This is a genomic window from Photorhabdus luminescens subsp. luminescens, assembly GCF_001083805.1.
GTDB classification, from domain to species: Bacteria; Pseudomonadota; Gammaproteobacteria; order Enterobacterales; family Enterobacteriaceae; genus Photorhabdus; species Photorhabdus luminescens.
Map to the genome: position 1 here is coordinate 197,991 of NZ_JXSK01000003.1, position 13,880 is coordinate 211,870.

Sequence of the window (13,880 nt, forward strand, 5' to 3'; positions counted from 1 at the left end):
TTCCATGTTAAAAGAGCAATTAACATCTTCTCAAGTAAATAGAAACACCCTATCTCCAAATAGATCTTCATAATAGTGACATTCCCTCTTTCTTCACTCTCTTTAGTATGAAAATTCATATTCATCGGCAAGATGATGAAAAACTTATTTTAATTTTTCTATTTATTTTTAAATAGCTTTCCGTTACAAATTCAAATGTGAATTAGTTAGCATTTTCATTTACACATTTAATTATATTGAGGGATAGCAAATCATAGGATATTTTAAAAAAAATATTATTTTCTCATTTATTAGAAAATTGTGCGTAAAACAATCATATTATCTTGATCAAAAAAGGACTATCAATTAGTATGCATCACGATTAAAACTGAGGTATTGATATCCCATATTGTTTAATAACATATGTAAAATCAATCAAATAAACTGAAGGAATAACAGTTATATTAGCAAGCAAATATACTTTAGCTTGTGCGGTAGCTATTATAAATATCGATAAATCATACAAATACAATCTTGGTATAAAAGGATAATATATGGAACTTGAACAGCAAGTATTATCGATAGTCAGCAAAATTGCCAAAAAAAATGTTGAATTAGGTGATGAACTTTTGAAGAAAAACTTAATAGATTCAATCACTACAGTCGATCTCATCCTGGAATTACAAGAGGAATTCGATTGCTACATATCAGCAACTGATGCTGAATCCATTATCGAAACCCCTAAGTCAATTATCAACTATTTAAACAACTTAAAATGATGTTAAAAAAGATATCTATTAATATTACAGCATTATTATTCGCAGTAATTATTTTTTCATCTATTATAGCACCTATTAATAGTTTCCACTCGAAAATAGTAGAATACAAATATATTGAAGACGATAGTAAATCGACCAACTATATACCTACCATTACAGATCAACACAATGCCATTGATTTCTCAAAAGAAAAGTCGCTTGAATATGGATTTAAAAATAATCATGTCATTTTATTCGGATCTTCTGAATTAACAAACAGAACACATAAGTTCATCCCATATGATTTTTTAACAAAAAATTTAAATATTCCTACAATAGGTATTGGTAAAGCGCATTTTGAATTATTAGCAATTTATGGTTATTTATCAGCTTATCGAGAATATTTAAATAAAGATAGTAGAATTGTCATTATTCTATCTCCGGGATGGTTTGAAAAGACAGACCTGCTGCCACAAGCATACAATTCTCATTTTCCATCATATATCGCAAATAAACTCGCAAATGATGAGAATGCAAAAAATATATTTTCCAACTATCTCAATGAAAACAAAGATAACTTTGAAAATTTAAATTCTACCCAATTAAAGTTGATTCATAAAGATAATATAATAGTATCGTCAGTTGCAAATGTTTTAAATTATATAGCAGATGCAAGAATAAACATCAAAAATATAATAACCGACAATCATGAAATTAAAGTTAAAAATATTTATGTCCCTCATAAAGATCCTTTAATTAAAAAACAATTTAAAATTGCCAATACCGAGGTTCAATGGCTAACTCTTGCTAATGACGCTAAAAGTATTGAACTTAACAATATGAGCAAGGAGACACAATGGGTAAATAAAGAATACTATGAGAAATATGTAAAGGATAAAAAAAGTAAAAAATCATTCCCTAATGGAATCAATTACAGCAAAGAAATGCACGCCCTTGACAATATATTAAGTTTATTGGCGAAATATAATGTCGATGCTCTATTTATTATGCAGCCATTAAATCCTTATGTATACACAGATACAGATGATTTTAAGCCCGTTGAAAATATTATATCAGAGAAAATAAAATTTCATGGCATGGGATATTTAAATCTTATTGAAGAGCAATATCAGCCAGGAGTATTAACTGATATTATGCATATGGGGGAATATGGTTGGTTATTAACTGATAAAGCTATTGTGGAACATTTTGCAAAATGAAATATTTTATAAAGGCTTTTTTATTATATCTTTTTCTAATGCTTACCTTATTTTATCATTCTGATTCTATCGTCAATGGTAGCAGTGAAGTTAAAGTAAAATATGAATATCAGCAATTTTAGAATAAAAAAGGCATAAAAAGACATGTTTGCAAATTTTAACTTTTTCATTTATCTATTTTCAGCCTCAATTGTTTCTTCTTTATTTTTTCTATTTTTTAATAAAAAAATAAATTCTAAAGTTGTACTAAGTATATTTTCTATTATTTGCTGGTGTATTATTTTTAGATATAAGATTTATATCCCCATAGCGCTATCTATTTACTTCTATTTAATAACTTTAATTTTCAAGAAGAATATAATTAATAAATTAATATCTTCTCTGCTAATAATCTCCCCTTTATTTTTAGTTAAACTAAATTTAGAATTTAGTCATCTACTCAGCGTTATCGGTTTATCCTTTTTTACATTCAGGGCTATTGATGTCATTTTATTCTCTAGCAAGCAACAGAAAATAATAACTTATGAATATTTTGCCTATTTATTCTTACCATTAGTTTGGCTGGCTGGCCCTATGTATAGATGGAACAGCTTCAAACGTGATTTACTTGAATTACAAATGCCAGTCTCTTTAGAAAAATGGTTTGCCGGCGCCGGGCAAATATTATATGGAATAGTTCAGAAATTTTTATTCGCAGCCCTTATCTATAACGTATTTTTATCTGACTATATTAATAAAGACACTATTGAATCATACTTAGTAGTTGCTATAAGTTATAGTTTCTACTTATATTTTGATTTCGCAGGTTATACAAATATGGCTTGTGGCGCAGGTAAGCTATTTGGAATAAACTTACCTATTAATTTCAATTATCCAATTTTAGCCAAAAACCCACAGGACTTTTGGCGTAGATTTCACATTAGCTTATCTGAATGGCTAAGAGACGTCATCTTTATGCCATTATATAAGACACTAATGGAGAAAAATTTTTTCAAAAATCACAGATTCTTTGCCCAAAATATCAGTATCTTTATCACATTATTTTGCATGGGAATTTGGAATGGCCTAGAGCTTAATTATATTATAAGTGGTGCTTTATTTGGTTTTTATTCAGTAATGCATAACTGTTTGATTCATTATACTAGAGATAAAGAGAATATCGCTAATATCCTAAATACAAAACTCATCTCTTTCTTTGGCAGATTGACAACTTTAACTCTAATTTGTTTTTCTTTATATATATTTAGTGGATACAGTTTTATAAAATGAAATATCTTAACGAATATAGCGAATCAAATTTTGATTTATTAATCAACGATAAAATAATAGCCCCTTCTCATCCAGACAATCCCGTCATAGTGGGTTCAGATCAAGTCATATATTGGCGTGACTTATATCATGAGATTAAAAAGTGGCATTCCAAATATTTAGAATTAAATTTAAATCGCAACACGCCTTTGATTTTATACGGACACAAAGAAGCTAATTTCTTAGTTTCAATTTATGCATGTATAACCTATAAGATCCCATTTATTCCAATCGATATAATTTATCCAATACAACGCTTATTAGAAATTGCATCACTATCCAACACTCCTTATTACTACGATGTGATTAACAATCAATTCAAAACAACAAACGTTGATTATATTGAGTTTGATGAAGATAATGTTGCCTATATCATGTTCACATCCGGTAGCACAGGAAAACCTAAAGGCGTAGTCATTGGACGTGAAAGCGTTTATGATCTTATGCGATGGATGTACAATGATTTCAAGCTTGGTGAAAAACCTGTTTTCATGAATCAAGCGCTATTTAATTTTGATTTATCCATGTATGAAACATTCGGCACATTGGTATACGGTGGTACATGTATTTGCATTCCTCAAGAAACAACGACTGATTCTGAAAAATTCTATCAAATTTTAAATCATTATCAGCCAACGGTGTGGGTTTCAACCCCCTCTTTTTCCTATAAGCAATTACTATCGCAGAATTTTAATTATTCCTTCTTAAAAAATTTAAAACATTTTCTATTTTGTGGGGAAATTCTAAGTAAAAATCTCGTTAAACATTTAAGGAAAAGATTTCCATCTTCAATTATCTATAATACTTATGGTCCCACGGAAGCTACCGTAGCAACAACATTAATTGAAATTAATGATCAATATCTCCATTCTGATATGGAATTATTGCCAATTGGAGAGTCAAGATCAGGTTCTATTCTAACATTAGAAAATGACGAAATTGTCATCTCTGGCTCTCATGTTATGAGAAAATATATTGGAGCCAAAACGGAAGATAATAATAGATTGACCATTGACCAACATGGAACGAGAAGTTTCCGAACTGGAGATATCGGCAAATTAATTGACAATATCTGGTATTGCTTTGGTAGGAAAGATAACCAAATAAAACTAAATGGATATCGCATTGAGCTACATGAAATTGAAGAAAGGCTGATGAATCTTCCTATTGTTGATAGTGCTGTTGTTTTGCCATTAAAAAAAGAAGATGGTTCTATTGTTCGCCTGATTGCTTTCTGTAAATTCAAAACTATTATTGATAAGGAAAATTTAGTGAGCCATCTTAAAAAGAATTTGCCTGCCTATATGATACCCAGTGAATTCATCAGTATTGATAATTTTCCAATCACCAATAACAGTAAAGTTGATACAAAATCTTTACTGTCAATATATAACAATAATGAATGTGAAGTAGTAAAATAATTAACATTAAGCCGAAAGCAAAAAGGAAAATAAGATAACAATAACCTGTGAAGAAAAAATAATTTCAAATATATAGGTACAGTGAAAATAGGCTCACAATATAAAATATACCCTATGGATTTCAAGATGCATCGCGACGGCAAGGGAGCGAATCCCCGAGAGCATAGATAACTATGTGACCGGGGTGAGCGAGTGCAGCCAACAAAGAGGCAACTTGAAAGATGACGGGTATATATCAATAAGCAAGCAATTATTAACTATGACAGGTGATCATTCAGCACGTTGCGCGCCATTCTGATCACCTGTAACCTAATATTAAAAAAAGCTTTTTATAACTTAAATACTATTAGTCGTTCGCAATGTTGACCATAATGCTTTCATCGCCTTTCCTTTGGGGAAAGCAATATATTCCGGTTCAATTAACGACGGCCGCCAACTCATTTTATATTGACGTTGCGAAGCAGCAGGATAAACAATTCCGCCTTTTGATGACAACCATTTGGCAACTTTATAAAAGATTGCCGAGTCATTAATATATCCCTCCTCGCCGAACTCCACCAAAGGGGTGAAGCCCAAATGAAGGTAGGAAACTACGCCCTCTTTCAGGAAGTCATTAATCGCAGTTTCATTAATAAACTGCATAGTGCCGTCGGGTATATCCGGTTTTTTTCGGGATAGATTATGAAACCATCCCGATGTCTCCCCCCAAGTGTAGCTATAAACAATATATGCCTGAATTTGTTCTCCCTGAGTTGCAATATAGACTCTGTGCTGGCCTGAATTCACTTCCACGGTATTGAAATCAATCACCAATTTTTTCAGGGCCTTCGCATGTTTTTCTTTCAACCAAAGCTGATTAATATATTCTAGTTGTGGTTTAAATCGATAATATTCCTCTTGCGAGCAGATCTCTCGAACGGAAATCCCCGCTCTTCTGGATTTACTGATTTTATTTCTAAGCTGCTGAAACCGTTTGCCTTTCATGTCATATCCATCAAGGCTCAATGAATAACTCGCTCCAAGCTGGTTCACAGAAAAGCCATTATTTTTCAACAATACAAAATCGCTCTCATCACCGTGCAGAAAAACCGGGAAAGCCCGCTTTTCCCTAGTGAAGTTGAGAAAAGAGCACAAAAGTGCAGCTCGTTCTTCGTCAGGAGCCAAAATACCACCTACACTCATATGCAGATTTTTGTCCTGAAAGAAACCAATAGCCCCCTTTTGGTTAGTAAACCAATATGTTTCACTATTGAACAACAGGCTACTCAACGGGTGCTTTGCATAACAAAGCACTTTTCTAAGATGACTGTTGCCAAGAACATCCTGAGCGTTCCCGGTGGCAATAATCTGGGGAGCATCAAGCAACATGCTCATAACGCTCACCTTGATTATTTCGGGAATATTGGACAGGGATAAACCCATGCTTTCTCGCAATATCCCGAATGGCTAATGCATCATTGTAATCAATGGCTCTACCGATGCTTTGATGAACATTCACCCCTTCAAGCGCCACAGCAATAGTTTCTGACAAACAAGCAAGATTTACCCCCTCAGGTATATCGATCAAGTTGCAATCACTATAGGTCACTTTCTCAGGCTGATAGACCAATCCCCCCTCGTAAATGTGATGATTGCCATCCCGAATGAAATCGAATGGTCTGGCCGCATCAAAAACGATGGCGGAATCTTTCAAGTAATGGGTATTCAAGAAAGGTTTACCTTCACTCGTTGCCGAGACGATAAAATCAGCCTGATTCAAAGAGTGTTCATAACTCTCTATCGCTTCCAAACCAAAGGTACCAACGACTTCAAGCACTTGCTGATGTAATACTTGTGCATCAGTTACACCCGGATTTTGTTTAACAAGCCATTTTCTCATCTTATCCATGACCGAATCCGGCTGAATGACATCATGAGTTCTTAATACTGAGGAAAGAAGTGCCTTAGTCAGTTCAGAGAGTAATATGCGCGCTTTATTAGGGCGGCTCACCAAGATAATCCGGCCAAAGTTATGCGCCAAGCCAATGACTGAAAGCCTGCCTACGGAGCCTCTGGCGCCCACTACCGCCAATGTTTGCCGGGATGCGCTTTCCGTCAACATTGAGCGTATTCCTTCAACCACCGCCACCGCTGTCAGAGAGTTACCATTAGTTATTATCCGGCCTTGCCGATTATTCACCAGGCTAGTACCGCCGTTAGTAATAACCGAGGTATAAGCGCCTAAACCGACAATTTCAGCGCCATTTTTCTCTGCCATATCAAGATATTCCTTCATCAATACCGCCCGTTCTTTTGCCGACAATGCCATCATATCTTCAGGATTGATAGGTGAGAAAAGGAGCATACCATTAGCATATGCCGTTGAACTTTCGACACCAAACTCAACAGCGATATCAGGATTAAAATCAATCGAGGCAACCTGCATGATCCAATTACCAAGCCGTTTCTGCTGTTCCTGGGTGTAATTCTCCTTTATCGACAGACAATAAGAGTGAGAAAATTCACCAACCGAAGTGGTATGAATTAAGAAAGCGAATTTCTTACCCTCAATCAATCCAGGAATAGGCGCTTTAATCTGAGCAATGTTTTTGTTTCTCGATATTGGATAACTCACCGAAGCAGGCGGGAGATCTGCAACAGGTATGTCTATCAAGTGTGAAAAAAGAATGTCATATCGTCCATTCTCAACCAGTTGACATACTTCATCAAAAGCCGTGAAAAACGTTTTAATATCCTCTTTGGAAACGTTAAGCGGCGGCTCAAAACGTACAGAACAAGGACGAGACATTAACGGCATGGTGAAAATACCATAATGCTTCAACAAGAAACTACAAATGATATAAGCCAGACCACCACTTTTTTGACTGAAATTGATAAATATGTTGTCAAACGCTTTGCTGTCCTGTATTTCAAGACCACGCATCAACCCAGCCCCTTGCCAGTAAAAATGCTCCGGGTATTTAGCAGATAATTGCTCAAGGCATTCATCAACATAACGGCTGACTTCTTGAACATGGGTTAACGCTTTACCGTCATCCTTAGTCAGATGCTCAATAACAGCAATCCCCATCGTTGCGGCCAAGACGTTATTAGCAAAAGTAGAACTATGCTTCCTGTCGAACTCGGATAAATAAAGCTCCTCTGAATACAACATCGCGCCAATCGGCGAGATACCTGCCCCTAACGCCTTGGAAAACAGGATCACATCCGGCTTTAAAACGTAGAGCGTAGCTGCACAGAATGCCCCAAGCCTACCGATACCCGTCTGGACTTCATCAAATACTGACAATGTGCCATTTTCTTTACACATCACCAAAATACTGGACAATGTATCTGGTGGAATGACTTTCATTCCACCTTCTCCTTGCACCGGTTCAATAATAAATGCGGCAAATTCCCGGCTCTCCAGCTTTCTTTTTATTTCATCCAAATCTTCACTATCAACCTGCTCATATAACTTATCATCATAAATGAAATCGGCTTTAAACCGATTTGATCCTGTAGCGGATAATGCCGAATAGGTTTTACCGTGAAAACTACGATGCAAACTCAGAATACGCTTTCTGCCAGTAAACAGACGAGTAAATTTAATCGCAGCTTCTACCGTTTCAGCGCCACTGTTAGTAAACGTACAGTGGGTATATTTTTCCTTATCTATTTGCTCTGCAAGCATTTCAGCTAATAGCCGTACCTTTTTGTGAATATTAGGTTGAAAGAAGATAGGTTCTTTATTTTCAATGAATCTATTAATTTCAGCGATAGCGAAATCAGGATTATGCCCAAATGGCAATGCGCCATATTGAGCCAAAAAATCCTTAACAACCCGGCCGTCCGATAATGTAAGCCGGTTATCTTGAGCAGACTTAATATCCAGTTCAAGACCCACAGAGTTTAATAAATTCTCACGATATTGATTAACAAACATAGTTTTCTCTCTTTTTTTAGGTGCACACAGTCATGCTGTAAACAGCATGGAAAAATCCTTGAGTTATAAATAGGTGATTCTAAAAGTAATTAAGCTTGTTGTATGATCTGGTTAATCATTTGGAATTCTCCTATCGGATGAAATTTAAATAACTGTACTGCCAAATAGAAATTCATTATTTCTGGTGTTGTCATTACCTTAATCCCACCGCAACATCGGAATATGAAACTGGCAGTTTCCTCAAGGATCTTTTCCAAGGTATAACGTAACGCGAGAATCTTATGGACGGCATTTTCATCCTGGCTAGCATAAAAGGCAATAATCAACATCTGACCAAGAATAACATTAATCTTATAATCAGCTTGAGTCAGGGTATATTTAATTGGCTGCTGTTCTACTACCTTCTCGGGAATAAAACGAGTAAGCCCATCAAGAATTCCAGAATAAGTATTTGCAGCAAAATAATTAAATAGTGCTAAACCACAGGAAAGCACCATCTGTTGTTCAATCCCTTTATAATGAGAAAGTCGTTTAGGTGATACTTCAGCATCCAAGAATTTGATTTCTTGATTATCACTTTCAGTCAAAATTCCCAATTTCCAGAAAGGAATAACCTTAAGATTCTGCGCCGATTTAGAAATCAACACGACTCTCATCTCATTGTCATGATCGGTATCGCAGACTGATAACACATAATAGTCAGCAATCGAAGAGAGAGAACAAGGCTTCTTCGAACCATTAACAAGCAACTTTCCCTCTTTTGAATGCATTTTAAGTGATGGTGTAAAAATATTCGTTCCAGGCAATCCCTCTGCAAAAGCAGAAGCAACCAACGCTTTTGATGCCATAACTTCATTCAATAATACGTTGCTGTCTTCAAATATGTCAGAGAATTTACTGCAAGCCAATACAATATGATTATGCATTGTTAAGGCAATACCAACCGCGGGAAGCCACGCCGAAGCTTCACGGATAGTATTACCCACTTGATGAAGCCCCTCTATACTGGATTGCGCCGCCAAACGCAGGCATTGTGAAGCAGCCTCAGAACCCAACAATAATCTCTTCAATCTATCCGGTGTCAAATGTTGATATTTCTCACTATTCTTCCTGAGTTCTTCAACAATATTTGTCATTTTTAATTCTCCTTAGCCTATTCAAACAACCAACTGAATAAAGCTAATATCTACACTAAACCCATGTACTTAAGGCGTGATTGCTGCATCTGTTCAACCAAGGAATGAGATAGCTCAAGACGAGACTCCACCGTAGAATCGGACAACAACATTCCAGGCGCTAATTCATAACCTTCAATCAAGCGCAAGTGGTGCTGCATACCCCGTTGATAGAACATTTCACGCTCCACAAACAAGTCATCAACGGATACCTGATTCCATAACGCCAATCCTTCTTCTATACACTCAAGAGCTGACTGCTTTAGAGAGCTATCATTTTCGAGCGCCATCTTGACGATATTTGCGCATACTGTCAGATGTCTTAATTCATCCGCATTGGCTCTGGCCTGTGTCTCGGCGGCGACAACATCAAAAGGACGCCATTTGATTTCGCTGAGTTCTGACGTTGGCGCAAGCACACCTTCCAGAACGACAGTAATGATAAGCACGCCGGCAATATAGTCATTTTTCAATATTATCCATTTGTCGAAATAAGTTCTTAATGTCTCCAACATATTGGTCATTTTGCCTCGTAAGAGGCTTTCCATTTTTCCAGCCACATTGTCGATACCCGCAAAGCCTATTCTGACCAGATGTTCTCTGAATAATTTGGCATGCCTACCTTCATCAAATATCTGAGTCAACATATAATCGAAATTGATATTGTCAGGCGCCTTATCTGCAAGTAGCAATAACGCTTTCGTTGCTTCATATTCAGAAATCGATTTAAAAGAAAGTTCCCTAATCAGAGATTCCCGTAAATCACCCGGCAAATAGGTTAATTTAGGATCATTGGCATAATGGGTTATTTTTCTTTGCTCAACATTTATCTGTTCAGAAAACCATTCATCCAAGCCCCAATCCTTTGCCTGCATTTCTATTTCCGATGCCTGTTTAATTAGATCCATAGTATTCATTCCTCGTTAAATATAAATTATCTCTCAATCATGACTCACTTCAATGAACTGTAGGCTGCTTAAATATATTGATAGATAACTTAGGAAAATTACCCAGTACACCTCGATCCAGACAAATATGGACAAATAATGCAATAACGCTGTAGTTGTCCTTAAAGAACCAGATCCAGAGCAAACTAATCACACTAAGTGTGAATAAATTATGGCAAATATTATAAAAGGTATAAAAAGCAGCCGGAGGAATTTCTTTTTTATTCAGCAAACTCCAAATCCGTCCTGGGTAGTAGCCAATAATATCAATCAGAAAAAATAACAAAATAAATTGCCACCAATTTATATAACTTTCAAGCTGCCAGGTCAGAAATAAACTGATAAAGAACAATCCTAGAAATTCCCAACGCAGAATTTTCAATGTATTAATCATCGCTATTCTCCATTATTTCTCTTTTCATGATTGCAATAATATCCCCTGGCTGTTTAATCCAGGCGCTATGAGGATTACCTTTTAAAGGTAAGATTATTTCCCTAACTTCTGCATTAGGTATAAGACTTGCTAATACTTGAGTGGACTTCAACGGAGCCCAATTATCTCCTTTAAAACAGATATAAACAGCCTTGGATAAGTTTTTATTCTCCTTATTCTTATAAGCACGTACATGATAATAATTTCCCGTGCAAGCAGTTTTGGACCAGTCTCGCATTAACCCCTTAGCTTCTCTTATGCCAAAACCAATCTTTTTTCCAGGGAGATAACCGTATAACGCAGTCAGGATGTTAAAAATAATAGCTGCTGTTATTATCTGCACTCTCCCCATTCCCTGCCAATTCTTATACCATACGTTCCCGGTTGCCACACAAAATAGCGAAAATGGCCGATCAGTCGAGCAGGCAAAGAGCGTTGCAATATGCCCCCCAAGACTGTGACCAAAAACAATAGGAATTTTATTGTTATTTAATTCAACAGCCTTGTCTAACATTGCCGGCAGATAATCCCGCAACAGATCGGAATAGTTATAGTCATTTTCCCGACTTGGTTTAGGTTGGCTGTCTCCATAACCTGGCATATCCGCAGTGACAACCTGAAACCCCTCTTTTACCAATTGTTGTATTAAAGTTTCATATTTCCTGATTTCCACCCCAATAGCAGGTAGCAATATAATAACTCTGCCATGACTATCTCCCTGATAAACTTTATAATTACAGAGAAAATTCCCAGCCACTTTAAAATAATTACCGTTAATATTATTTTTCATATCTATATACTCTCAACAACTATATCACGCTCAAGTGACCGGCATTGACGATAAATCCGCCAAAAAAATTTGTTTTAAATGCGACAGATGTCAAATAGTTGTCCATCTCGCCGAGCTATTGGTCATTTTCTGATTTGTTATTAACCAATAAAAAAGCCCCTTATACTTTCTTAGTAACAGGCTATAGATAAATCAAGAAACATATATTATTTTATAAATTATTTGCTGGAAAAATTATTTTACACATTAGAGAAATTTAATTTAAATTGTAAATCATATCATTTAAATATTAACAAAGAAGTTATAAATCAATAATAAAAATATCAATTTCAAATGTATTGAATTTATATGAAACAATATTGAAAGAAAGCTGTAACCATATAAAACAACAAACAGTTAATAGCAAGAAAAGATAATCTTAGTTTAAAGAATACATAAGAAAAATGAAATTTATTCATGAATCAATTCAAAAATACATACAACAAACCATTTCATCACGTTATTTTTATAAATTCATTTATATTATTTTAACCTATGTTACACAGCAACATTATTAATATTCATGAATTATATTATTGCCACTATTTAATTCATGAAATTAACCAGCCATTCTACTCTCTTACTCTATGACTTGGTTTGATACCCTATGGATATAGATAGGAAACCATTCCTATCTGAATAATCTTGTACATTTATAGTGAATTAACTGCCATAAACTTTGAAAAACAGCAATCAACAGGAGAATATTGACCATTCACGATCTGTTTCTCCATTCCTGTACACCCGACTCATATTTACCAAAAGTCCCAAGCCAGCGTTATCTATCATAACGATTCTAAGCAAAATCTTAGGATTCCTTTAAATCTCAATGATAGGTAGCATTTTCCACACATCGGATGAGTGTTTTTCAGGTTTATCGTCCATAATGAGAAATGAAAATGAATTCCATCTTATTATTCAGAGGGTATTTCGATGAGCACTGCCGTTACCAGTAAAAAAACAAAAAAAACTAAGATTACGGCGAATAATGCTGTTGCTAACGGGCAAGTACAGTCATTAAGCCGTGGCCTGACACTTTTGGAATATATTTCCGAGTCACCCGGCGGTATCGCCCTGACTGATTTAGCCCAACAAGCTGGGTTACCAAATTCTACCACTCACCGCCTTCTCACCACTTTGCAACAACATGGCTTCGTCCGTCAGATTGGCGATTTAGGGTTGTGGGTTATCGGTTCGCACACCTTTATTGTCGGCAGCAGTTTTTTACAGAGCCGAAATTTATTGGCGCTCATTCATCCGATCCTCCGCCGCTTGATGGAAGATTCCGGTGAAACCGTTAATTTAGCGATTCTTGATCATAGCGAATATGAAGCGGTTATTGTCGATCAGGTACAGTGTAATGCATTGATGAGAATGTCCGCCCCTATCGGGGGTAAGTTGCCTATGCACGCTTCCGGGGCGGGTAAAGCATTCCTTTCAACATTATCAGATAACCAACTGGTTCAATTACTGCATAAGAAAGGGCTTCATTCTTACACACAATATACCAAAACAACCCCTTCGGGTTTAAAAGAAAATTTGGAGCAAACACGCAAACAAGGGTATTCATTCGATGATGAAGAGCATGCTTTAGGTCTGCGCTGTATTGCTGACTGTATTTATGATGAACATCACCAAGCCTTTGCGGCTATTTCCATTTCCGGCCCAGTCTCACGGATCACTGATGATCGAATCACTGAACTTGGTGCTTTGGTAATTCGTGCCGCAAAAGAGATCAGTAAAGAATATGGCGGGATTCGTTAATTCTTTTTCATAATAATCATAGTTTTCACAGGGCATCGGTTTTACCATGCCCTGTCTTAATTATATAAAGAATCCGGAAACAATTATATTCCCGGATTCTTACATATATAGGAGAATTAGT

11 protein-coding genes are annotated in these 13,880 nt (G+C 35.8%); 5 read left to right on the top strand and 6 right to left on the bottom strand.

Features of this window, described 5'->3' with window-relative positions; translation table 11 throughout:
• Positions 1–533: 533 nt before the first annotated feature.
• The 4 genes from TI10_RS09055 (at position 534) to TI10_RS09070 (ending at position 4,686) form a co-directional block, all read left to right on the top strand.
• Positions 534–758 (top strand): acyl carrier protein, encoded by a 225-nt coding sequence (locus TI10_RS09055; RefSeq protein ID WP_049582993.1) that lies wholly within the window; start codon positions 534–536, stop codon positions 756–758.
• Positions 755–1,957: a D-alanyl-lipoteichoic acid biosynthesis protein DltD gene (locus tag TI10_RS09060; protein WP_049582994.1), complete on the top strand. Its 1,203-nt coding sequence runs from the start codon at positions 755–757 to the stop codon at positions 1,955–1,957. The genes TI10_RS09055 and TI10_RS09060 overlap by 4 nt, the downstream gene beginning before the upstream one ends.
• A 144-nt stretch (positions 1,958–2,101) precedes the next feature.
• Positions 2,102–3,226, top strand: coding sequence for an MBOAT family O-acyltransferase (locus TI10_RS09065; protein ID WP_053093434.1), 1,125 nt, complete (start codon positions 2,102–2,104; stop codon positions 3,224–3,226).
• Positions 3,223–4,686, top strand: coding sequence for an AMP-binding protein (locus TI10_RS09070; protein ID WP_049582995.1), 1,464 nt, complete (start codon positions 3,223–3,225; stop codon positions 4,684–4,686). The genes TI10_RS09065 and TI10_RS09070 overlap by 4 nt, the downstream gene beginning before the upstream one ends.
• Positions 4,687–5,022: 336 nt before the next feature.
• On the opposite strand, the gene TI10_RS09075 is transcribed toward TI10_RS09070, so the two are convergent.
• From TI10_RS09075 to TI10_RS09100, 6 genes are all read right to left on the bottom strand, one after another.
• Positions 5,023–6,060, bottom strand: coding sequence for a DUF2156 domain-containing protein (locus TI10_RS09075; RefSeq protein WP_049582996.1), 1,038 nt, complete (start codon positions 6,058–6,060; stop codon positions 5,023–5,025).
• Positions 6,044–8,611, bottom strand: coding sequence for an aminotransferase class III-fold pyridoxal phosphate-dependent enzyme (locus TI10_RS09080; RefSeq protein WP_049582997.1), 2,568 nt, complete (start codon positions 8,609–8,611; stop codon positions 6,044–6,046). Before TI10_RS09080 ends, TI10_RS09075 begins: the two co-directional genes overlap by 17 nt.
• A gap of 89 nt (positions 8,612–8,700) precedes the next feature.
• On the bottom strand, positions 8,701–9,747 hold the full coding sequence (locus TI10_RS09085) for an acyl-CoA dehydrogenase middle domain-containing protein (protein ID WP_049582998.1): 1,047 nt from the start codon (positions 9,745–9,747) through the stop codon (positions 8,701–8,703).
• Positions 9,748–9,797: 50 nt separating this feature from the next.
• Entirely contained in the window at positions 9,798–10,694 is an 897-nt protein-coding gene (locus TI10_RS09090; protein WP_049583000.1) for a hypothetical protein, read from the bottom strand.
• 49 nt (positions 10,695–10,743) lie between these two features.
• On the bottom strand, positions 10,744–11,127 hold the full coding sequence (locus TI10_RS09095) for a hypothetical protein (protein WP_049583001.1): 384 nt from the start codon (positions 11,125–11,127) through the stop codon (positions 10,744–10,746).
• Positions 11,120–11,956 carry an alpha/beta fold hydrolase gene (locus TI10_RS09100; protein WP_049583002.1) on the bottom strand — a complete coding sequence of 279 codons (837 nt, stop codon included), beginning with the start codon at positions 11,954–11,956 and terminating at the stop codon, positions 11,120–11,122. The genes TI10_RS09095 and TI10_RS09100 overlap by 8 nt, the downstream gene beginning before the upstream one ends.
• A 972-nt stretch (positions 11,957–12,928) precedes the next feature.
• Between TI10_RS09100 and iclR the strand changes: the two genes are divergently transcribed.
• Positions 12,929–13,759: a glyoxylate bypass operon transcriptional repressor IclR gene (iclR, locus tag TI10_RS09105; RefSeq protein WP_049583004.1), complete on the top strand. Its 831-nt coding sequence runs from the start codon at positions 12,929–12,931 to the stop codon at positions 13,757–13,759.
• Positions 13,760–13,880 lie beyond the last annotated feature (121 nt).

Excerpts from the sequence above, each read along its gene's own strand:
- TI10_RS09055 (WP_049582993.1), top strand. The coding sequence starts at position 534 with ATGGAACTTGAACAGCAAGTATTATCGATAGTCAGCAAAATTGCCAAA.
- TI10_RS09060 (WP_049582994.1), top strand. The coding sequence starts at position 755 with ATGATGTTAAAAAAGATATCTATTAATATTACAGCATTATTATTCGCA.
- TI10_RS09065 (WP_053093434.1), top strand. The coding sequence starts at position 2,102 with ATGTTTGCAAATTTTAACTTTTTCATTTATCTATTTTCAGCCTCAATT.
- TI10_RS09070 (WP_049582995.1), top strand. The coding sequence starts at position 3,223 with ATGAAATATCTTAACGAATATAGCGAATCAAATTTTGATTTATTAATC.
- TI10_RS09075 (WP_049582996.1), bottom strand. The coding sequence starts at position 6,060 with ATGAGCATGTTGCTTGATGCTCCCCAGATTATTGCCACCGGGAACGCT.
- TI10_RS09080 (WP_049582997.1), bottom strand. The coding sequence starts at position 8,611 with ATGTTTGTTAATCAATATCGTGAGAATTTATTAAACTCTGTGGGTCTT.
- TI10_RS09085 (WP_049582998.1), bottom strand. The coding sequence starts at position 9,747 with ATGACAAATATTGTTGAAGAACTCAGGAAGAATAGTGAGAAATATCAA.
- TI10_RS09090 (WP_049583000.1), bottom strand. The coding sequence starts at position 10,694 with ATGGATCTAATTAAACAGGCATCGGAAATAGAAATGCAGGCAAAGGAT.
- TI10_RS09095 (WP_049583001.1), bottom strand. The coding sequence starts at position 11,127 with ATGATTAATACATTGAAAATTCTGCGTTGGGAATTTCTAGGATTGTTC.
- TI10_RS09100 (WP_049583002.1), bottom strand. The coding sequence starts at position 11,956 with ATGAAAAATAATATTAACGGTAATTATTTTAAAGTGGCTGGGAATTTT.
- iclR (WP_049583004.1), top strand. The coding sequence starts at position 12,929 with ATGAGCACTGCCGTTACCAGTAAAAAAACAAAAAAAACTAAGATTACG.